This is a genomic window from Pseudooceanicola spongiae, assembly GCF_014899185.1.
Classification (GTDB): Bacteria; Pseudomonadota; Alphaproteobacteria; order Rhodobacterales; family Rhodobacteraceae; genus Pseudooceanicola; species Pseudooceanicola spongiae.
Map to the genome: position 1 here is coordinate 3,799,212 of NZ_CP045201.1, position 19,770 is coordinate 3,818,981.

19 protein-coding genes and 2 pseudogenes are annotated in these 19,770 nt (G+C 58.7%); 13 read left to right on the forward strand and 8 right to left on the reverse strand.

What is annotated here, in order from left to right; all coding sequences use genetic code 11:
- Positions 1-214 precede the first annotated feature (214 nt).
- The 5 genes and pseudogenes from F3W81_RS21195 to F3W81_RS17895 all read left to right on the forward strand — a co-directional run.
- Positions 215-304: pseudogene (locus tag F3W81_RS21195) on the forward strand (IS5/IS1182 family transposase); the annotation flags it as partial.
- Positions 305-592: 288 nt separating this feature from the next.
- The gene (locus F3W81_RS20940) at positions 593-799 is read left to right on the forward strand and encodes a hypothetical protein (RefSeq protein WP_226941735.1); all 207 of its coding nucleotides are present in this window, start codon (positions 593-595) and stop codon (positions 797-799) included.
- An 803-nt stretch (positions 800-1,602) separates the two neighbouring features.
- Positions 1,603-1,782, forward strand: coding sequence for an integrase core domain-containing protein (locus F3W81_RS21200; protein ID WP_193080714.1), 180 nt, complete (start codon positions 1,603-1,605; stop codon positions 1,780-1,782).
- A 66-nt stretch (positions 1,783-1,848) separates the two neighbouring features.
- Positions 1,849-2,256, forward strand: a pseudogene (locus F3W81_RS20945) (transposase); the annotation flags it as partial.
- Positions 2,257-2,391: 135 nt separating this feature from the next.
- Positions 2,392-2,745, forward strand: coding sequence for a transposase (locus tag F3W81_RS17895; protein WP_193080716.1), 354 nt, complete (start codon positions 2,392-2,394; stop codon positions 2,743-2,745).
- A gap of 835 nt (positions 2,746-3,580) precedes the next feature.
- On the opposite strand, the gene F3W81_RS17900 is transcribed toward F3W81_RS17895, so the two are convergent.
- Positions 3,581-4,312, reverse strand: coding sequence for a FadR/GntR family transcriptional regulator (locus F3W81_RS17900; protein ID WP_193080717.1), 732 nt, complete (start codon positions 4,310-4,312; stop codon positions 3,581-3,583).
- Positions 4,299-5,468, reverse strand: a complete 1,170-nt coding sequence (locus tag F3W81_RS17905; RefSeq protein WP_193080719.1) for a mandelate racemase/muconate lactonizing enzyme family protein — start codon at positions 5,466-5,468, stop codon at positions 4,299-4,301. Before F3W81_RS17905 ends, F3W81_RS17900 begins: the two co-directional genes overlap by 14 nt.
- A 137-nt stretch (positions 5,469-5,605) precedes the next feature.
- On the opposite strand from F3W81_RS17905, the gene F3W81_RS17910 reads away from it, so the two are divergent.
- The 3 genes from F3W81_RS17910 to F3W81_RS17920 all read left to right on the forward strand — a co-directional run bounded on the left by F3W81_RS17910 (position 5,606) and on the right by F3W81_RS17920 (position 8,458).
- Positions 5,606-6,619: a TRAP transporter substrate-binding protein gene (locus F3W81_RS17910; RefSeq protein ID WP_193080720.1), complete on the forward strand. Its 1,014-nt coding sequence runs from the start codon at positions 5,606-5,608 to the stop codon at positions 6,617-6,619.
- An 83-nt stretch (positions 6,620-6,702) separates the two neighbouring features.
- Entirely contained in the window at positions 6,703-7,185 is a 483-nt protein-coding gene (locus F3W81_RS17915; RefSeq protein ID WP_193080721.1) for a TRAP transporter small permease, read from the forward strand.
- A gap of 1 nt (position 7,186) precedes the next feature.
- Positions 7,187-8,458 (forward strand): TRAP transporter large permease, encoded by a 1,272-nt coding sequence (locus tag F3W81_RS17920; RefSeq protein WP_193080722.1) that lies wholly within the window; start codon positions 7,187-7,189, stop codon positions 8,456-8,458.
- Between the two features lie 720 nt (positions 8,459-9,178).
- On the opposite strand, the gene F3W81_RS17925 is transcribed toward F3W81_RS17920, so the two are convergent.
- Positions 9,179-9,418, reverse strand: coding sequence for a hypothetical protein (locus tag F3W81_RS17925; protein ID WP_193080723.1), 240 nt, complete (start codon positions 9,416-9,418; stop codon positions 9,179-9,181).
- A 98-nt stretch (positions 9,419-9,516) separates the two neighbouring features.
- Between F3W81_RS17925 and F3W81_RS17930 the strand changes: the two genes are divergently transcribed.
- The 3 genes from F3W81_RS17930 to F3W81_RS17940 all read left to right on the forward strand — a co-directional run bounded on the left by F3W81_RS17930 (position 9,517) and on the right by F3W81_RS17940 (position 12,221).
- Positions 9,517-10,344 carry a hypothetical protein gene (locus F3W81_RS17930; RefSeq protein WP_193080724.1) on the forward strand — a complete coding sequence of 276 codons (828 nt, stop codon included), beginning with the start codon at positions 9,517-9,519 and terminating at the stop codon, positions 10,342-10,344.
- Positions 10,341-11,150 (forward strand): hypothetical protein, encoded by an 810-nt coding sequence (locus F3W81_RS17935; RefSeq protein ID WP_226941736.1) that lies wholly within the window; start codon positions 10,341-10,343, stop codon positions 11,148-11,150. Before F3W81_RS17930 ends, F3W81_RS17935 begins: the two co-directional genes overlap by 4 nt.
- Positions 11,095-12,221, forward strand: a protein-coding gene (locus F3W81_RS17940; RefSeq protein ID WP_193080726.1) for an IS3 family transposase whose coding sequence is annotated in 2 segments (ribosomal slippage) — positions 11,095-11,359 and positions 11,359-12,221 — 1,128 coding nt in all. Because the reading frame shifts where the segments join, the coding sequence is not laid out codon by codon here. Before F3W81_RS17935 ends, F3W81_RS17940 begins: the two co-directional genes overlap by 56 nt.
- A 209-nt stretch (positions 12,222-12,430) precedes the next feature.
- Here F3W81_RS17940 and F3W81_RS17945 read toward each other — a convergent pair.
- The 5 genes from F3W81_RS17945 to F3W81_RS17965 all read right to left on the reverse strand — a co-directional run bounded on the left by F3W81_RS17945 (position 12,431) and on the right by F3W81_RS17965 (position 16,790).
- On the reverse strand, positions 12,431-13,348 hold the full coding sequence (locus tag F3W81_RS17945) for a metallophosphoesterase (protein ID WP_226941737.1): 918 nt from the start codon (positions 13,346-13,348) through the stop codon (positions 12,431-12,433).
- Between the two features lie 286 nt (positions 13,349-13,634).
- Positions 13,635-13,907 carry an alpha/beta hydrolase gene (locus F3W81_RS17950; RefSeq protein ID WP_226941738.1) on the reverse strand — a complete coding sequence of 91 codons (273 nt, stop codon included), beginning with the start codon at positions 13,905-13,907 and terminating at the stop codon, positions 13,635-13,637.
- A gap of 224 nt (positions 13,908-14,131) precedes the next feature.
- On the reverse strand, positions 14,132-15,205 hold the full coding sequence (locus F3W81_RS17955; RefSeq protein WP_193080728.1) for a RelA/SpoT domain-containing protein: 1,074 nt from the start codon (positions 15,203-15,205) through the stop codon (positions 14,132-14,134).
- Positions 15,206-15,737: 532 nt separating this feature from the next.
- Positions 15,738-16,373 carry an alpha/beta family hydrolase gene (locus F3W81_RS17960; protein ID WP_193080729.1) on the reverse strand — a complete coding sequence of 212 codons (636 nt, stop codon included), beginning with the start codon at positions 16,371-16,373 and terminating at the stop codon, positions 15,738-15,740.
- A 105-nt stretch (positions 16,374-16,478) separates the two neighbouring features.
- Complete coding sequence (locus F3W81_RS17965) at positions 16,479-16,790, reverse strand: ETC complex I subunit (RefSeq protein WP_193084016.1); 312 nt, start codon at positions 16,788-16,790, stop codon at positions 16,479-16,481.
- A gap of 206 nt (positions 16,791-16,996) precedes the next feature.
- On the opposite strand from F3W81_RS17965, the gene uvrB reads away from it, so the two are divergent.
- Positions 16,997-19,198 (forward strand): excinuclease ABC subunit UvrB, encoded by a 2,202-nt coding sequence (gene uvrB, locus F3W81_RS17970; RefSeq protein WP_193080730.1) that lies wholly within the window; start codon positions 16,997-16,999, stop codon positions 19,196-19,198.
- Positions 19,195-19,737 carry a YdcF family protein gene (locus F3W81_RS17975; protein WP_226941739.1) on the forward strand — a complete coding sequence of 181 codons (543 nt, stop codon included), beginning with the start codon at positions 19,195-19,197 and terminating at the stop codon, positions 19,735-19,737. The genes uvrB and F3W81_RS17975 overlap by 4 nt, the downstream gene beginning before the upstream one ends.
- Positions 19,738-19,770: the final 33 nt, after the last annotated feature.

The window sequence follows — 19,770 nt, forward strand, 5'->3', positions numbered from 1 at the left end:
AGCGGCATGCGGCTTTCGTTTCGACATCTTCGATGTCCCATGTGCTGAAAATCAGCAGACAGAAAATCGGAGATTATGTCAGAGTTCAGTTTTCGGTAACCACCTCAGTTCTCACAGTCTTGCGACCGAAATCTATCCTGGGCTCCGGACCCATGACTCGTTTTGAGGCTACGAGGTCTGCATGTTTCACTGTCCCTAACCAAAGCGCGGCTTGATGAGCAGTCCTCATTGGCTAAGCGATGCCCAGATGGAGCGGCGTTGGCTTTATTTCCCGACGAGCCGTGGCGTGCCGCGCGTCGATGACCCGTTGCCCGGCAGTTGACGTTTCGGATTACCGAGCGGGAGTGCATCCTGAGCTAAATTATCTATTTATTCGCAATGGCTTGAGTTGGCAGGATACTATGCGAGAGTATGGTCAATAAAAGTCGATCTGTATCGACGGGACTTATATCAAAGTACATCGCATGCCCTCGAGCCTTGCGACAAAAGAATGCGGCGAACAGAGGGCAGTATGCCACACTGCCCGGGAGCGTATTGAGCCCCAATATTAACCCACTGAAAATCTGCTCCTGCTACAAAGTAGAAGTTAGCAATGAGTGTGTCGATGGACGAGAGCATCAAACGTTGGACTGCGAAGCGAAAGACAGCTGAGGTGATCGCGATCATTCAGGGCGAGACAACGGTGGCCGAAGCGGGCCGATCCTTCGATCTGACACCCTCCGATATCGAGGGCCGGGTCGGGGATGCCAAGCGCGGCATGGATCTCCAAGGGGACCGTGGCTGCAGTGCAGCCGCGTAAGCACCGAAGATGTCCCCGCTGGCCAATCCGTTCGACATCAATGCCCACTACGACAAGCCGCTGAAAATCTGCAGGAGGCATATGGCGAGGCGATGCTTGAGGTGCGCGCCCGAAAAAAGCTGCAGGCCCTCCTGGTGAGGCGCTGAGCCGCTCTTGGTCGGAGGCAAGGGCCGAACGGAGGGCGGTAATTGATCCGGACGCTTCACGAGGGCCTCGCGGTGTCGATCGCCGGGCTTGTCCCCTTGGTTCGGCGTGCCGCTTCGGACACCCTATGACAAGCCGATTTAGTCAGCGCAGAAGATCGATCCGCGTTTTGGCGATCCGATCAAGGCGATGGTCGAGGAGGAGCCCTCCTTCGGCTAACGCACGGTGGCCTGGCTGCTGGGCTTCAAAAGTGAGTCCCCGAACGCCACAGGTCCGAGTGCGCGGGCCGAACAATGGTCCAGCGGATCTTCCAGCTCAAGGGCTGGCAGGTTCGCAAGCGCGCCGCGGGCATGCGCCCCCGCATCCAAGCCATCCCTTCCGTCGCCACGGCACCGAACCAATGCCCCCTCTCGGCAGATTTGCTTTGCAAATCGCCTGCCGGGCAACGCGTCTACTAATCTGGCCCGCGTCTGGGCCGGAAAGGATGGATGGGCCTCGCTGGCGTCCGTCGGGAAAACGATCCCGAGGATCATTTTCTTGTCCTCGTCACTGATCGACGGCCACAGCTGCGGGCTTCTAGGCTGGCATCTGTCGCGCTCGGGCAAGGCCACTAACGCCAGCGCGGCCCTCGAGCACGCCCTGATCGCCAGGTTCAGGACATGAGGCCGGGTCGAACAGGAGTTCCTGCTGAGGTCGGACAACGGTATTGTGTTCACCGCCATCGCTTCGAGAGCATCCAGCATGCGAGCCGAGTCATCGGCGACTGTATCAGCTTCTACAACAACCGCCGTCCTCATCAGGCGCTTGCCATGCGCACGCCTGCCGAGGCATTCAGATGAGCGGCTTAACCTGAGCAGATTCAGATGGGACAATACGGCAGCGATGCTCCAAGAGGGGCAAATTGGCATGCCGTCACCGCTGCGCAAGGCAAACCTATCAGGTTCTTCATGTCTGCAGGACCCCATCTCGGTGATGAAGGCATCACCTGCTGGGCTGCGGGGCAGTGATTCTACCGGCGCGGCGGGCTTTCTGGGCAGTCTGTCGGAGGCCGATTGGTTGTTGCTGGACAGGGGTTATGATGCTGATTGGATGCGAAACCGTTGCAAGGCAGAGGGATAAAAGCCTGCATCCCAGGCCGATAGTCGCGCAAGAAGACAGTGAAACACGATAAGCGTCGCTACAAAGGCGTAATCGCATCGAGCTTTGTCGGACGCCTAAAGGACTGGAGATGTATCGCCACACGTTACGACGGGTGCCCGGAGACCCACCTCTCTTCTATCGCTTTGGCCGCAACCGTCGTGTTCTGGCTCTGATCAAGAACGAATCCTGACCCTTGTGGCATGACCACGCTACTTAGCCTGTCGGCCCGATGCGCCGGTCGCTGCCTTCCCAAAGAAAAGCTGCGATTTCTTAGAGCTTTGACCTCAAAGCGGGCCCAGATCTTAGAGATGCACAAACATCTACTGGCACAGATCCGCCCGCATCAGAAGCCTGGCGCAGCCGAAATGTTCGACAGCATCGATACCGAACTGAAGGCGCTGCTCGAACGCCTGATCAAGGAGCTGGAAGATAGGATCGGGGCCGCCATATCCAGCGACGATTTGCTGGCGGAGACCTCTGGTGTTCTACGCTCCATCCCCGGGATCGGACCAGTGGCCAGCGCAATGCTGATCGCCGAGATGACTGAGCCTGGCACCGTGACCCGCGAACAGGCCCCAGCTCTCGTAGGGCTCGCCCCCGTAGCGCAGACAGTGGAACCCTTCGCGGGAAGCGAACCATTGCAGGCGGTCGCCGTGCCCTGAGGCATGTGATATTCCAAGATGCTCTGGTCGCCGCGCATCTTAACCCGGCCATGAAGACCTTTGCGGATCGTCTGCGAAAAGCCGGGAAACCGCACAAGTTTATTACAATGGCCGGCGCCTGGAACCGGGTCAACCTTTCTCACACCCTGTGTGAAAGCCGTCAGAAATGGACGCCTTCGACCGTGTGAGGGATAGATTTGCTAGGCGCTGCAAAAGGCAATGAGGTGTTGCATTTCCGCAACGTGAAAATAGTTGTATGGGCCAATAAATATATTTGGGAAAATTGCCGCGAAAATACTCAGCTTGTCAGGCGACATATGAGGAGAAATTGAAATTTTCATTTACCCAGGCGGCACTTCAATCTACGAAAATACATACTCTCGAACGCCATGCCAATCTTTACCAGTTCCGAAAATAATCCCTGAACTGCCGTTAATTGAGTCAATCGCCAATTCGATTATTTGCACATTTGTATGGGAATTTTAAAGTGTCCGCGTGGCGCCCGGTCGGCTGTGATTAAATGATGCGTCCTCGGTAAACTACGGCTTCAGTTCTCCGCTATGTCGTAATGAGAGCAGCATGGCCGCCTTAAAGGCTGAGCGTGCAACGCCCGTTACTTTTGCCTCTGTGCAGCAAGGCGATGCGATCCCTGCAATAGACACGGCGAAAGTCTGCTCTGAGGAAGGGGGAAGACCAGCTTTGCAGATAGACCGAACTTTCGCTGCGCCAGACTAAAAAGTCGCGAAAAGGGTGACTATTGCACCATGCCTCACGCTGCAGAGCCGTCACCCCTTAACAGGATCAAGTGCAGATTAATCGCCCTGAGATCATGCCATCAAAAATTTCCGCTATCCAATGCGTCTATTACATTTTCGATATGTCTACGCATCGCTGCTCTCGCCTGATCTCCGTTGCCACTCCGCAGGGCCTCTAGGACTGTTTCGTGATCATCGATCCAATGCAGGCGGAGGATCGGGCTTCTTATGTGCTTCTGGAGGCTCTGCCACATCGGTCCGGTCATATCTTGCCAGATCCGCTGCAGTAATCCCAACAGGACCGGATTTTGGGTGGCTCTGGCGATGGCAAAGTGGAATTCGCGGTCGCCATTTTCGGTCTCTGCTGACATGCGATGCTCGTCGCGCATTTTCTGCACGTAAGCCGCGATCGCCTCCAGTGCTTCCGCAGTTGCACTGACCGCGGCCAATGCGCAGATCTCCGGCTCAAGGGTCAGGCGCGCCTGGAGGATGTCACTCGGGCTGGGCTGATCTTCAAGATCACCGGACAGTGTCATGGCATGATCCGGGGGCGGCGGGGCAAGCACAAACACCCCGGAGCCGACCTTGATCGACACCAGCCCGGAAATTTCGAGCGCAAGCAATGCCTCGCGCACACAGGTGCGTGAGACGCCGTAGTCACGGGCAAGGTCGCGCTCCGTCGGCAGTCGCTGTCCTGGCTCAAATTCGGCGGCGGCGATCCTTGTCTCAAGGCTATCAGCAACCTGGCGGTAGACGCGGACAGCCCTGATCGTGCGGTTTACCGACGGGGACGGGGGGTTAGCTTGATCCATAAAACGCCGCCGGGTTCGCGAGGGGGACAACCGTATCCGGGCCGGCGGCATAGGGCGCAAGAGCGGCGCGGTCGAAATCGACACCAAGGCCAGGGGCATCCGACAGGATCACCTTGCCATACACGGGCGCGGCCGCGTGGTGTGCAATGCCCTGATCCATGAAGCTGCCTCCGTCAATGTTCTCGACCGGATAACACCCGGGTATCGCTGCAGCAACGATAACCGAGGCTTCGAGAGCGCCGTGCGGCGCGATCGTCAGGTTGGCACAATTGCCCAGATGCGCGATCTTGAGCCACTCGGTGATGCCGCCGACCTTCAGCACGTTCGGCTGCAGATAGTGGACGGCCCCGGAGGACACGTAGCGCCAGAATTCGTATCGTGTAGAGACCTCTTCGCCCAAGGCAATCGGGGTGGGAGAGACAGAGGCAAGCCGCGCGTGACCGTCGACATCATCGGAGGCCATCGGTTCTTCCATCCAGACAGGATCAAAGCGCGCATAGGCCGTGATGCGCCGCAGTGCCTCGCCCGGTTTGAACCGCTGGTTGGCGTCCAGCATCAGGGGGCGGTTGCCGATCACCTTCCGGACGGCCGCGATGCGCGACAGATCATCCTCGACCTCGGGACGCCCGACCTTGATCTTGAACAGGCGGTTGCCGGCCTCCAGAAAACCACGCGTCTGCTCGACCAGAGCGGCCTCGCTGAGGTGCAGGTTCACCGCACTTGCGTAGACTTCCAGGCTATCGGCCGCGCCGCCGATCAGCTTGCGCACGGGCAGACCAGCCAGCTTGCCGCGCAGATCCCAGAGTGCGAGATCAAAGCCCGCAACCGCGAGCGCCGCGATACCGCCCGGGCCCGGCTGATGACTGCGCCGCCAAAGCTCGTTCCAGAGGGCCTCATGATCATGCACGTCGCGGCCAATCAGCATCGGGCCAAGATAACTGCGGGCCAGTGCGGCCACCGCCATCCCTGCGTTGCCCATCGTCGAACACCAGCCGGTTCCGGTCAGCCCACCTTCCAGCGTGACCTCGACCAGAATGTGTTCGTGGTGCGTGATCGCATGTGCTGCTGAAACCCAAGGCTTGGCGAGAGGCACCCGGAATATCGACACGGAGAAGGATTCGATCCGGGTTTTCGCCTGTTGCGGTGAGGTGGTCATGTGTCCGCGCCCTTTATAAGTTGCATCTGGTCCAATGGTCCAGTGGTCCAACCAATCTGTTGACAGCACCGGAATTGCCTGTCAAGTCTTCCGCGTCCTTTCACTGCAGGGCACATCATGATGAGGGAGGAGACGAGATGACCAAACGTTCCAACATGACACTGACGCGCCGTAGCATTCTTAAAACGGGGCTCGCGGGCACCGCGCTGCTGGGCGCGCCAATGATTGCATATGCCAAAGCGGCCACGACACTGCGTGCCGCGCACGTGGAATCGACGGAAAGCGCGACGCACAAAGGCTATCTCGATTTTGCGCAGAAGGTTGCGGAGTCGACCGACGGTGCTGTCGAGGTCAAGGTTTTCCCGGCCGGTCAGCTGGGCAACCTGCGCGACCTCTATGAGGGCATCAAGCTCGGCTCGGTCGACATCACGTCCTCTGGCCCCGACTATACCGCCAACATCGCGCCCATCATGGTGACAGCTGCACTGTATTATTCCTACCGTGATGAGGCCCATGCGGATTCGCTGCTGGACGGTGCGTTTTCGGCCAAGCTGTCCGACGCTCTGGCGTCCCAGGCGGGCATGCGCATTCTGGCCTGGGGCGAGCTCGGCTGGCGGTCTGTTTTCAACACCGCCCGTCCGATTGAGACAGCAGAGGATTTCAAGGGCCTGAAACTGCGTGTCCCTGAAGCCCAGCTACACCTGCTGCCGATGGCTGCTCTTGGTGCCGCTCCGACGCCGATCCCATATTCCGATGTCTACACCTCGATGCAGACCGGCGTCGTCGATGGGGCAGAGGGCACGCCTGCCGCCGTTGTGCAGCAGAAGTTTGATGAGGTCTCGAAGTTCTATTCGCTGACGCGCCATCTCTACAACCCGCTGCATCTCGTGATTGCCGACCGCAGCTTTGGCCGCATGGCGCCGGAGCATCAGTCCGCCGTACAGGCCGCTGCGACCGAGGCATTCCATGCGCAGCGCACACAGGCACGCGCCGACAACACCGCCGCACTGACCAAGATGCAGGACGAAGGACTGCCCGTGAACACGCCCGACGTGACCGAGATCCGCAAGATCGTGATCCCGACGTGGCAACCGCTGGTCGAAAACCTCGGCGCTCAGGGGCAAGAGCTGGTCGATATGCTGCTGGCCTGACGCCGACTCTGCGAAACATGGATGAGGCCAGCGGCCGCCGCCCTTTGGCACTGGCCTCATCGGACGAAAGTAGGGGGACAACAATGCTATTTCTCGAAAAGATCATCGGCTGGATCGTGGCCGCAGTCTTTGGTCTGTTCGTCGGGCTGACCTTTCTGCAGGTTGTCCTGCGCTATGGGTTCTCGAACTCGCTGGGCTGGATCGACGAGGTGTGCCGGTTCGGCTTCATCTGGATGATTGGCCTTGCCGCCGCCATCGCCGCGCGGCACGGCACGCATATGGCGATAACTCTTCTGGAGGAACTGGTCGGCGCCAGTTTCAAGCGACCGCTGCAGATTCTGGGCGACCTTGGCCTGATCGCTTTCGCCGCCCTTCTGGGGATCGGGGGCTGGCAACTTGTCCAGCTGAACTGGACCTCCTTATCGCCCGCGATGCAGCTGCCGATGGCCTACGTCGAGCTGATCCTACCCATTTTCGGTGTGCTGACTGCCCTTTTTGCCGCCGAGCATGCCGTCCGGCTGATCCGGCGTCCGGAACCAACCGCGCCGCTGACGAAAGAAACCTGAAATGCTCGCTCCCCTTCTGATTTCATTTGCCGGGTTTCTGATCCTGCGTATTCCCGTTGCCGCAGCAATGGGGCTGTCCGGGGCGATCGCGCTCTTGAGTTCCGACATGAACCTGCCGCTGGCCGTCGTGCCGCAGCGGGTGTTCGTCATGCTCGACAGCACATCTCTGCTTGCGATCCCGTTCTTCATTCTCGCCGGTGCCATCATGGAGCGCGGCGGTATGGCCCGTCGCATGATCGCATTTGCCGAGACGCTCGTGGGCCACTGGCGCGGCGGCCTTGCGCAGGTCGATGTTCTGGCGAGCACGATCTTTTCGTCGCTGACCGGGTCAAGTGCCGCAAGCGCCTCTGCCACCGGGGCCATCATGATCCCGGCGATGAAGCGTGCAGGCTATCCGGCTGGGTACGCGGCAGCACTTGAAGCGACAAGTGCCGCAACCGGCCCCATCATTCCGCCATCGATCATCATGGTCATCTACGGCTCTCTTGCGGGTGTGTCCGTGGGCGCCATGTTCCTGTCCGGGATCATTCCGGGGCTATTGATCACGCTGGGCCTTTTTGTCGTGAACGCGGTCATGGCGCGCCGCCACGGTTGGGGTGGTGCTGCCCGCACGCCTCTGCTTGGGCGCCTGAAAGCTGGCCGTGATGCGGCGGCAGCCCTGCTCGCGCCCTTCATCATCATTGGCGGCATTCTCGGCGGCGTATTTACCCCGACCGAGGCAGGCGCTGTAGCCGTGGTCTATTCGACGCTGGTTGGCGTCTTCGTCTACAAGGAAATCCGTCTCAATGAACTGTTTGGTGTTATGCGTGAGGCTGCGCTGACGACGGGTATCATCGGTCTCATCATCGCGTCTGCCGGGATCTTTGGCTGGGTTCTGGCGCTGGAGCAGGTGCCGCAGACGATCGTGGATTGGGTCCAGAACTTCACTGAAAGCCCTACCATGGCAGTGACGCTGGTGGTGCTGTTCGTTCTGGTGATCGGCTGCGTCGTCGATGTGACGGCGGCGGTCATCATTCTGGTTCCGGTGTTCGCGCCCCTTGGGGCCAGTTATGGCTTCGATCCGGTCCATTTTGGCGTCATCATCTGTATCGCTCTGGTCTATGGCAATGTCACGCCGCCCGTCGGTCTGCTGTTGTTCCTGACAGCCGCCATTGCAAAATGCTCGGTCAGCGAAGTGATGCGATATCAGCTTCCCTTCTACCTCGTACTTACCTTGACACTGGTTATCACCGTGGCTTTTCCAAGCTTGGTTCTATGTCTTTCAAAGCTCTGAAAATAGAGTTCCTATCTTGTCTGGCATTGCGAGATGCCTGAAAATCTTCACACTTCAGGACTTTGGCTTACTTTACACTGTCTTTGCAGGTGAAGGGGAGGAAACCCAGCACGGGGCAAGCTCTGATTTTCGCTGCCGAGGCGACTAGGTGTGTCGAAACGAAAGCAGCATGCCACTGAGTTCGAGCCAAAGGTGGCGCTGAAAGGTGAGGCGCCCGTGCAGGCGCTGGCGAGCCGGTGTGACGTGTATCTGTTACCAACTATGCATTTTACATGCATGAGAGGCGACGGGGATCAAGCAATGGAAATCTGCGCCTCATGCCAACTCAGCAGAAGCCTAAAACGATTGTTGCGGACACTTCCGAAAATGACGTTTAGGCGATCTGCCAGCGTCGCATCGCTTTTGCTGCGCTAACTGCGAATAACATGAAAGAACCGGCTGCCGTCGGTCGCGTTGGCCTGTTGACGTGGTTCGGAGAGGTTGCCACATGCCGCGCTGTCGCGAGGCGTTGCGAGCCACTTTTGCATCGTACCGCGATCAGATCGAGCGCCCGCCTTTGCTGCCTCTTAACTTTTCGACAGACACTTAGCCATCTACCTGCGCCTCTGGGTTGGATAGCAAGTCGTTCATGTCCGACATGGCTTTGAGGAACAAGGTTTCGTACGCGCATGTATTTACGGCCAAGGTAACTGACCATGGATCGACACGGTCCGCAGTGACCTATACCGGCCTGAGGCGCGCTGCCATGTCCAACACCATCAGGCCCCGCGTTTCCCCGGTCAGAGGGTCCAGCACTGGCTGGGGCGTCAGCTCCCCCGCGCTGTCAATCTCGAAAAGAGTACGGAAGCGCTCTATCAGGGCACCATTGCGGTCGAGGCGGAAATACCGATCAAGGAGCCAGGCAAACCTTTCCGGGGCAGTGGCTTCGACAGTCGGCGTAGAAATGGCAGTTGTCTTCATGGTCTATCCTTTGATTAGGCATGACTGCTCCGGTCTCTGACGCAGGCGCGCAGAGGGAGAAGCCTTAGGAGTTGAGGAGGTTTCCCGTCGGCCACGAGATGAACGCCCTGGATGTGATCTCGGAGCAGAACGCACGAGCCTATGCTGCAAACCGGGCCACAGCCGCAGAGGAGAGGATTCTGGTGATTGATGCAGACACGCCGGCGCCGAGTGGCGACGGGGATAGGTCTGTCTCGGACCTAACAGATGCAGAGGTGGCCTCGCTGACGCCGGAGCTGGTCGGCTACCTCAATCTGTTCGGACCGGCGGCCATCGACTTGATTGACAAACTGAGAGTGGCGGAAAACCGTCAGTTCCTGCAAGAGGTTGGCCTTCAAAAAATGCGGTTCTACAAGCTGGGCAACGGGCGGCAGATGGTCGCCTTCAAAGGCTCAAACAGATTGCGCACACTGATAACCGGAACGACCTACGGACTGAAAGGGTTGACGTCAAAGAACATTTCGCTCCTGGATGTTGGTGTCACGCCTGCCATGGGCAACCTCAAGGCGGGGATTAAGACGGTTGGCTCGAAGGCCGGCGTGCTGTCCCTTATTTTTGTGACCAGTGTCGACATCGGCAGCTACTACGCGCAGCCCGCCCATGAGCGCGAGCTATCCGATCTGATGGTTGATCTGGGTTTCGACCTTACGGAAACCGCTATAGGCATCGTCGCGGGGGCTGTCGCGGCGGGCCTCACAATGGGCGCGGTCGTAGCGGCTCCGGTCGCAGTGGTGGTCGCGTTCGGCTTGATTGTCGGGATTGTCGTTTCAATCGGGATCAGTACGGTTGAAAACTATACCGGCGTGCGTCAGTCAATGAAGGACGCGCTGCGGAACACCGAAGCGTCCTCTGACAGCCTTTATCAACAGATGATGGTAGCGACATGAACAGGACGCTACTTCAGGGTAAGCCCTACCGATCCGGGCCTGAGCTCCGCGGCTTGTATGGCAATGGTCTTTTCATGCATCTGTGTATGGCATTCATGCCATGGTTTATCTTTGCTTTGGAACAAGGCCACCTTGCCGTCTTCGGGGCGGTTTTGTTTGTCTTGGAGGCCCTGTTCCTTGCCTGCTATCTGCGGCAGCGCAAGATGCAGACTGCCGATGGCTACTATCGGCTGAAGTGGTTGGCCATGGGGGATCTGCTCTGGCCGGTCTTCGGTGTTGGTATGATCCTGAATGCAGGTGTTCTCGTCATCCCATCTTGTACAATTCTGGTGGCGCTGGCAGCGGTGGTCATGGCTTTGAACATCCGTGAGGGGCGGGCGCAAAATCTTGTGAAGCTTACGACCTCGTTGCGTCGCAAGGGCTTGCTGGTCGAGGATGACGCAGGCCAGATCCGGATGTTCGGCGACGCCGGATTCGAGGCGGGCGCCCCTTTCTCTGACAAGATTCGCACGGGCTTGCACTATGTCTCAGGTCTATGCATGGTGATCGCAATCGCGGCGATGATCCTTCCGCTTAAGCCTTTCCGGGAAATCGACGGCCTACCGCTGCTAATCTTTGGCATGGGCGCTAGCTTGGGCGCGCAGATTCTGTTCTCGCCCCTGTTACGAGACCTTGTCATAACTGGAATGCCCCCACTGAAGTGGTCCACCTTTTGGGATAGAATTATCCCGTTTTCAGGAGGACGACGAGATGGCTGGCAAGCGAGAGAAGCCCGAGGATATCGTGCTGAAGCTGCGACAAGTTGAAGTGCTGCAAGGGCAAGGCAAATCAGTTCAGGAGGCCGTGCGGCAGATCGGTGTGACTGTTCAGACCTACTATCGGTGGCGCAAGGAGTATGGCGGCATGAGCCGCGATCAACTCAAGCGGCTGAAAGAGCTGGAGGCCGAGAATACCCGGCTCAGGCGTGCCGTGTCGGATCTCACGCTGGACAAGATGATCCTGGCCGAGGCTGCACGGGGAAACTTCTAAGCCCTTCCCGCCGCAGGCAGTGCATCGACCATGTGCGGCAAACCCTCAGCGTATCGGAGCGCAGGGTTTGCCGCACATTGGGTCAGCATCGCTCGACGCAGCGCAAGGTGCCCTGTGGTCTGCCGGACGAAGCCCGGCTGACCGAGGACATCACCGCGTTGGCCGAAGAGTTTGGGCGCTATGGATATCGCATGATCACTGGGCTGCTGAACAACAGTGGCTGGCATGTAAATCACAAGCGCGTTGAACGGATATGGCGGCAGGAAGGGCTTAAAGTCCCGCAAAAGCAGCCCAAAAAAGGCCGACTTTGGCTGAATGATGGTTCCTGCGTCCGGCTGCGGCCGGAGCGCCCGAACCATGTCTGGTCCTATGACTTTGTCCAGGACCGAACCCACGACGGGCGGATCTTCCGCACGCTGAATATCATCGATGAGTTCACGAAAGAGGCGCTGGTGATCCGGGTCAAACGCAGGCTCAATTCAACGGATGTGGTCGATGCTTTGACGGATCTGTTCATCCTACGCGGTCCGCCGGAATACATAAGGTCGGACAATGGCGCAGAATTTATTGCCAAGAAGGTGCGTGCCTGGATCGGTGCCGTGGGCGCAAAAACCGCATTCATCACACCAGGCTCACCGTGGGAGAACGGCTACTGTGAGAGCTTTAACGCCCGTTTCCGGGATGAGTTGCTTAACGGCGAGGTCTTCACCACGTTACGCGAGGCCCAGATCCTGATCGAACGCTGGCGTCGTCACTACAACACTATCAGGCCACACAGCGCTTTGGGATACCGGCCGCCGGCGCCCAAGAGCATCGTCCCGATAGACCAAAGACCGACTATGCATTAACATTCAAACTGGACCACTCGATGGGGGCACTCCAGAGCAGTCGAGTGTCATGTGGTGCGTGGCGCAGAAAGGCGCAAGAAGCGGTCAGGCATCATACGAAACCTGGCGTGTTGCCCTCCTTGCTGCCGCATAGCGGATGGGAGACGATGGTTTCGCTGAAGCCTTTGAGTATGTGCGTGGGGACTGGCGAGCGGTTTCGACGAAGGGTGTCAAACGGCAGACCGCAATGGTTGACGAGTAGCGGGAACGAAGCACACTCGCGTCAGGTCATCCTCGGCATCACCATGCTTTTCGTTCGGGTAGCCGAGCGAGACGTTCTGGATGCGTGTCCCTGCTATCATGGCAGATAGCCTCCGGTGCGAATGTCCAAAGTACCAGCAGTCAATGTCATGCGCCCGAAGGAGATCTTCCAGGTTCGAGTGGAAGGCCGACGTAAGCCTGCCGGTGGGTCCTGCCGCGGAAAGATGCGGGCCGTGGTGGCTCACGACAAACGTTCGCCCCTTCGGTGAAAAGTGCGGTTCAGCAAGGCGCTCCGTCAGCCAGTCCCTGTGGTTCTGGTGGACTGCGATCGTGTCGTCCGGGGTAATGGGACGCAGGCGATGAGCCTGCTCCACATCGACGTCGCGCATATCGCCGCCAGGCGCCGCAATCGAAATTACTTTATAATCGCGCATCAAGCGTTGCGCGACCTCCTTGCCAACGTCCGGGGCGCCCAAAACGTTGAAGTCGGTCCAGAGGGTGGCGCAGAAATAGCGATCTCCGCGATGGCGCAGCTCCGCTTTCTGTACGTACCAGCTCCCGTGGGCGCGGACGAGCTCGCGCAACGGTGCATCATCGTCGAGCCGAGTATTGTAGTAGTCGTGGTTGCCCGGCAGGACGAATATGCGATCTGCCGGGACGTAGCGGGTGAGATAGGCGAGCGCGTCTTGCAGGGATGGACCGAAGATGTCTGATAGGTCGCCAGCGACGATCAACGCGTCAAGGTTCTGCTGGTGAAAGCACGCCTCAAGGCCAAGAGACGCGAATGGATTGCAGCCGTACTGAGAGTAGGATTTGAAGTGTAGGTCCGCGATGATCGCAACAGGTCCACCGTGGTTCGGGATTTCGAGAATGGACGGATCGGACAAATTTGCCTCCCAAAGGCTAAAGAACACTCTGACCCGGCGGTCGGCCGGGCCGTGATTGGGCCAAAGAGCCGTCCCCTCTAGGGACCAGCTCATGCAGACTCCCCCAAGAACTGCAATGGTTGCCGGGGCCTTGCAAGGCCTTGATCCTTATGGATTATTTTTCGCATCCCTCATTCTAGCCCCGTGGGCCAATATTTGCTGACCAATCAAGGCGTCAAAAAATATTTTTCGCACCCTCGAGAGCCGAGCGCCGGGGAGTGTCCAAATCCAAGCTGTGGCCGCCTACCTACAATCCAAGCCCGTCAGCGATAACCTCAACCAGATGCGTATGGGTTGCCTTGCGGTCCGTGCCTGCTGGATCTGAGCAGATCGGGTCCTCACCTTCTTCGTCCAGCATGTCCGCAGCTCCCGGTTTGCAGGCCGCGATAAAGGTGAAGTGGTGAGCAGGCGCGATTTCGACATAATGCGCATCGGGCAAGCGGCGGGTGAGGTCGTTTCCGCTCGGCCGAACATCAACCGCCCCCAGACGATCTGCATCCCCCAGATTGATCAGCGTCATACCGGTCAGCGCAGCAGCGACGCTTATGGGGTCGGCTGAGCCTCCAAAGCCTGGATCCACGATAACGGCCTTCGCGATGCGCTAGTCGAGGGTATGGGCTGTTCACGTTGGGCGGGAAGCTGACTTTCGCTGCGTCGTGGATGAACGGCGCAGTGCGCAGCTGACAGACATTGCCCGCAGAAGATCACTTCTCGGCCTTAAGCGATCTCTCCCGCAGGCATAATTCATTCAGACATCTCGACCTCGGCTTCTTCCCGGATTATTTTTACAAAGTCGATTGGGTCGTTGAAGTAATTTCGATATGCCGACCGCAGCTGTTTAGGATTACTCGCTCGAACGTAAACAGCATTTAAGCTCGAACCCGAAGTCTCTAATTCAGTGGCTTTAGCAATTGCGTCGCCGGAATTTTTGAACGGAATCACTTCTAGTCCGGCACTTCCATCAGTGTTTTGGAAAACATTTAGAACGGTATGCTCTTGCAGCTTCTCCTCGTCCTCAAACTGCTTGAGTGCGGACAGCCGCTGGAGAATCCCGAGCTCATCCTCAAGGCTCTGAAGCTGCTCCTGAAGTTCGCCTGTGCTCACCTCCAAAAAAGCTCTTTCCACATGTTCATGTTTACGAGCAATAATCTCGCTGGCAATTGCAAAGAATTTGCCCCGCTTCGATTGATCCATTTCGAACTTTGTTCGTTCTCCGTCGATTAAGTCCGAGATCTCAACTGCCGTAGCCCAAGCATGCTGGGCACGAGTGCGGTATTGAATCTCTACCATCAGTCCATCCCAAGGCTTTTTGGTTTCAGTCCGATCACTGCCACGTGGCAGGTGCCGATATACATCATGGATACCGCGGTATCCGGTGAACTTGGGCGCTTCTATGTAGTCGTACTTTTCGCGTGGGTATCTCAGCGCATGATTGACGCCTTTCATCACAGCCGCCGAATTTAGATAATCCCTGAAGTCATGAAGATCTGCCAGGTTTTCAAAAATCATCCTGCAACCGGCGAAATCATGCATGGTGGAAACGTCTGCAATTAGAGGATCGCCTGCATCATTTTTTCGTTTCAGCTTGTCAATCACAGTGTTTCGGCGCTTCAATCGCTGCGCAAATTCAACGTTATACGGCTTGATCGCAATTTTTCGCTTTAGCCAGATTTGAAACGTGTTAATGACATAGCCGTGGGATGAGCGCCACTTATCGACAAGATCAAAATCTGCGTCTGTCCCAATACCATCCGCGATACGTTTTCCTGCCTGTTTGACTTGGGATTTGCTATCAGGTGGTGGGGACCAGATCGACATCATTATTCCAGAATTTGTGCTTGTCGCCTCAAACTTACTTGTAAAGCGCCTGCATGTCACCGGAGATTCTGTGGACACCGAACTGGGCCCGACAAGCGCCTGCTTGAACCACGGTGATAAGATTGGCTGTGAACAATTGATCACACGTTACAGAGGTCAGCTTAATGGGGATGGTTATCTGCTGCGCTTGGCACCAAGGTCCGGTGCGGGCTGCCACCGGCCATCTACCGCTTCTAGTTTGAAGGTCGGCTCTGGGCCGTTCGCCCCGTTATGCTTTCAGTCGGGGCCCTTTTGGGGCCGTCCGCTTCCTGCGCATTGCAGCCCACTGTAGAGCCTGCAGCGAAAGCAAACGTGGCGGATAAGCTTTGAGGATTCGCCTTCACTTTACGCGGTCAAGTGATCTTAAGGTCGCCAAGAGTACTGTACTGCCCTTCGCCCTTTCGACGGTCAGTTACACAAGGTGCCAATACCAGGATACGTATTTAAACCTATCCTTCCCAGGCGTGCGCTTCAGATAGACATGTGCTTTATGTCAATTACCGAGCCAGTTCGCGATATTTTCCGCGGCATCTTTCAATTGCTGATCGTGAGACTTGCCGGTTACTCTGATACGAGGCTTCAGGTCGTGGTCGCCGTCTTCGAGCCAGGTCAGGGAAATTTGCGGAGATAGCCTGTAGCCTGAGACCTCTGCGCGTGTGCCGAAAGGATCCCTGCTGCCCTGGCAGATCAGGGTTGGGGTCTGCAGCGCTTCAAGATGGTCCACCCGCAGCTTCTCGGGCTTGCCGACGGGGTGGAACGGATATCCGAGACACAGCAGGCCTGCGATGCAGCCCTGCGCATGGAGATCGTCAGCGATGTGGCTGGCGACACGGCCCCCCATGGACTTGCCGCCGATGATCAGGGGTCCGTCGCAGGGCAAGGCATCGATGGCGGCGCGGTATTCCTCCTCAAGCAGGCTGACCTTCGGCGGTGGGCGTTTGGCGCCGCCCGTCCGGCGGGCGGCCATATAGGAGAATTCGAACCGGGCGACGCGCAGGCCCCGAGTGGCCAGACCCTCGGATATCGTATCCATGAATGGGGTGTCCATTCCGGCCCCGGCGCCATGGGCGAGCAGGATCGTCGGACGTCCGGGTACATTGCCGTTCAGAAGGAACTGGAATTCAGTCAAATCACGGACCCTATATATAGTAAGGGCGCCCAGTGGGCGCCCTGCATGTAGATCTCGGGAAAAACTTAGCCTTCCACGGGAGAAACTTAGGTTGGTCTTACAAACTCAGTGCGTCCAGGCGCCGCGACGCTTCGTGGCGAAGTTTTCGCCATAGCCGCCGGCGCGGATGTTGGCCTTGCGCACCTGAGGCTCGGTCACCACGGCTTCGATGCCATGTTCGGCGGCGTAGTCCAGTGCAGCTTCCTTGGTGTCAAAACGCAGGCGCACCTGAGTCTGCGTATCGGCAGAAGAGGTCCAGCCCATCAGGGGGTCAACCTCACGCGCGGAGTTGGGAAAATACTCCAGCAGCCAGGACCGGGTTTTGGCCGTGCCCGATTGCATGGCGGTCTTGGTGGGGCGGTAGATTCGTGCACGCAGCATGGGATGGCTCCTTGATGACGCCTCCTTATCGGGAATTTCTTAACGTACTGCAAGCGCCAGAGGCGTCACAGGGCGGGGCGATGTCCCTCTGAAAGCGGGCAGGGGGCCATTATGCTGCCACCCGCTGACAGGATGTGCATCTGCGCGGGGTTGCGAAGCCGCGAAAAGGGGCCAATTCTATAGCCAGACCGAACGGAGTGCCCATGCCCTACGCCCACAGCGACAAGTCCATGCCGATGATGACCGCCCCCGCGCCCGACGTGAGGACGCGCGAAAAGCTTGAGGGTGGCAAGCAGCTGGTCATGCAGACGGAATTCACTGCCGCCGGTGACCAGCCCAAAGCGATCACCGAACTCACCCAAGGTGTGCTGGAGGGCGAGCGGGATCAGGTGCTGCTGGGGGCCACTGGCACCGGCAAGACCTTCACCATGGCCAAGATCATCGAGAAGACGCAGCGCCCGGCGATCATCCTTGCGCCCAACAAGACGCTGGCAGCGCAGCTTTATGGTGAGTTCAAGAATTTCTTTCCCGACAATGCGGTCGAATACTTCGTCAGCTTCTACGACTACTACCAGCCCGAAGCCTACGTCGCGCGCTCGGACACCTATATCGAGAAGGAAAGCCAGATCAACGACCAGATCGACCGCATGCGCCACTCGGCCACGCGGGCGCTGCTGGAACGCGATGACGTGATCATCGTCGCCTCGGTGTCGTGCATCTACGGTATCGGCTCGGTCGAGACTTACGGCGCGATGACGCAGGATCTGAAGGTCGGCGGCGAATACAACCAGCGCCAGGTCATGGCCGATCTGGTGGCGCAGCAGTACAAGCGCAACGATCAGGCCTTCCAGCGCGGCAGCTTCCGGGTGCGCGGCGACAGCTTGGAGATTTTCCCGGCTCACCTTGAAGATCGCGCCTGGCGGCTGAGCTTCTTCGGCGAGGAGCTGGAGAGCATCACCGAATTCGACGCGCTGACCGGCGAAAAGACCAACACCTACAAGCAGATCCGTGTCTACGCCAACAGCCACTACGTGACGCCGAAACCGACGATGCAGCAGGCGATCATCGGCATCAAGAAAGAGCTGAAACAGCGCCTCGACCAGCTGGTCGGTGACGGCAAGCTGCTGGAGGCACAGCGGCTGGAACAGCGCACCACCTTTGATCTTGAGATGCTGGAGGCGACCGGCGTCTGCAACGGGATCGAGAACTACTCGCGCTACCTCACGGGCCGCGCCCCGGGCGAGCCACCGCCCACGCTCTTCGAGTTCATCCCCGACAATGCCATTGTTTTCGCCGATGAATCCCACGTCAGCGTGCCGCAGATCGGCGGCATGTATAAGGGCGACTTCCGGCGCAAGATGACGCTGGCGGAACACGGCTTCCGTCTGCCCTCTTGCATGGACAACCGCCCCCTGAAGTTCGAGGAATGGGACGCGATGCGCCCGCAGTCGGTCTATGTCAGCGCCACGCCCGGCAAATGGGAGATGGAGCAGACCGGCGGTGTCTTCACCGAACAGGTCATTCGCCCCACCGGCCTGATCGATCCGCAGATCGAGATTCGCCCGGTCGAGATGCAGGTCGACGATCTGCTGGACGAGATCCACAAAGTGACGGCGAACGGCTTTCGTACTCTGGTCACCACGCTGACCAAGCGCATGGCCGAAGATCTGACCGAATACATGCACGAGCAGGGCATCAAGGTCCGCTACATGCACTCCGACATCGACACGATCGAGCGGATCGAGATCCTGCGCGATCTGCGTCTCGGGGTGTTCGATGTGCTGATCGGGATCAACCTGTTGCGTGAGGGCCTCGATATTCCCGAATGCGGGCTGGTGGCGATCCTGGATGCGGACAAGGAGGGCTTCCTGCGCTCGGAAACCTCGCTGATCCAGACGATTGGCCGGGCGGCGCGTAACTCCGAAGGCCGGGTCATCATGTACGCCGACCGGATCACCGGCAGCATGGAGCGCGCTCTGGCCGAAACCGACCGTCGCCGTGAAAAGCAGGTCGCCTACAACGAAGAGCACGGCATCACCCCGACGACGATCAAGAAGAACGTCGAGGACATCCTGCAGGGCCTCTACAAGGGCGATGTCGACATGAGCCGTGTCACCGCCAAGGTCGACAAGCCGATGGTGGGGGCGAACCTTCAGGCGCATCTCGACGGGTTGCGGCTGCAGATGCGGAAGGCGGCCGAGAACCTGGAGTTCGAGGAAGCCGCGCGGCTGCGCGATGAGGTCAAGCGGCTGGAGGCGGTCGAACTGGCCATTGCGGATGATCCGATGGCGCGGCAGTCTGCCATTGATGCGGCGGCCGAGGCCTCGACCAAATCACGCGGTCGCTCGACCGCGGGGCGCGGTGGCCAGCACGGCGGCAATGTTCAAAGGCGTAAAAAACGGTGAGCCGGGCGGAACAGAGCGAAGATGCACCTGAGCAGGCACCGCTCAGCGAGGCGGCGCCCCTGCCGGTTGCGCTGATCCTCGGGGCGGCGGTCTGGCCCGGTGGCATGCCTTCGCCTGCGCTGGAACGGCGGGTGCGCCATGCCCTTTCTCTGTGGCAGGCGGGCGTTGTCAGCCGGCTGATCTGCTGTGGCGGCGTTGGCAATCATCCCCCCGCTGAATCGCAGGTGATGCGCGCCATGCTGATCGAGGCGGGCGTGCCGGGTGAAGCGATCGGTGTCGAGATCCGCTCGAAGGACACCATCTCCAATATCGGCAACGCTCTGGCGCAATACCCCGAGCTTTGGAAGGGCCAGGTGCTGATCGTGACCGACGGCTTTCACGCCTACCGGGCCCGCCGGATCGCCGCCTGGTTCGGCCTCGATGCCGAAAGCGCCAGCGCCCCTGACGACGATATTCCACGCGGCTTGCTGATGCGGGCGCGCCTGCGCGAAGCCGGCGCTATGGTGAAGACGACGGTCTGGATGGCACTGCATCACTGATCCGGCGGTTCGCTCGGAACAAAAGCGGCCCTT

Bases quoted from the DNA above. Each gene is read 5' to 3' on its own strand.
- F3W81_RS20940 (WP_226941735.1), top strand. From the start codon at position 593: ATGAGTGTGTCGATGGACGAGAGCATCAAACGTTGGACTGCGAAGCGA.
- F3W81_RS21200 (WP_193080714.1), top strand. From the start codon at position 1,603: ATGAGGCCGGGTCGAACAGGAGTTCCTGCTGAGGTCGGACAACGGTAT.
- F3W81_RS17895 (WP_193080716.1), top strand. From the start codon at position 2,392: ATGCACAAACATCTACTGGCACAGATCCGCCCGCATCAGAAGCCTGGC.
- F3W81_RS17900 (WP_193080717.1), bottom strand. From the start codon at position 4,312: ATGGATCAAGCTAACCCCCCGTCCCCGTCGGTAAACCGCACGATCAGG.
- F3W81_RS17905 (WP_193080719.1), bottom strand. From the start codon at position 5,468: ATGACCACCTCACCGCAACAGGCGAAAACCCGGATCGAATCCTTCTCC.
- F3W81_RS17910 (WP_193080720.1), top strand. From the start codon at position 5,606: ATGACCAAACGTTCCAACATGACACTGACGCGCCGTAGCATTCTTAAA.
- F3W81_RS17915 (WP_193080721.1), top strand. From the start codon at position 6,703: ATGCTATTTCTCGAAAAGATCATCGGCTGGATCGTGGCCGCAGTCTTT.
- F3W81_RS17920 (WP_193080722.1), top strand. From the start codon at position 7,187: ATGCTCGCTCCCCTTCTGATTTCATTTGCCGGGTTTCTGATCCTGCGT.
- F3W81_RS17925 (WP_193080723.1), bottom strand. From the start codon at position 9,418: ATGAAGACAACTGCCATTTCTACGCCGACTGTCGAAGCCACTGCCCCG.
- F3W81_RS17930 (WP_193080724.1), top strand. From the start codon at position 9,517: ATGAACGCCCTGGATGTGATCTCGGAGCAGAACGCACGAGCCTATGCT.
- F3W81_RS17935 (WP_226941736.1), top strand. From the start codon at position 10,341: ATGAACAGGACGCTACTTCAGGGTAAGCCCTACCGATCCGGGCCTGAG.
- F3W81_RS17950 (WP_226941738.1), bottom strand. From the start codon at position 13,907: ATGACGCTGATCAATCTGGGGGATGCAGATCGTCTGGGGGCGGTTGAT.
- F3W81_RS17955 (WP_193080728.1), bottom strand. From the start codon at position 15,205: ATGTCGATCTGGTCCCCACCACCTGATAGCAAATCCCAAGTCAAACAG.
- uvrB (WP_193080730.1), top strand. From the start codon at position 16,997: ATGCCCTACGCCCACAGCGACAAGTCCATGCCGATGATGACCGCCCCC.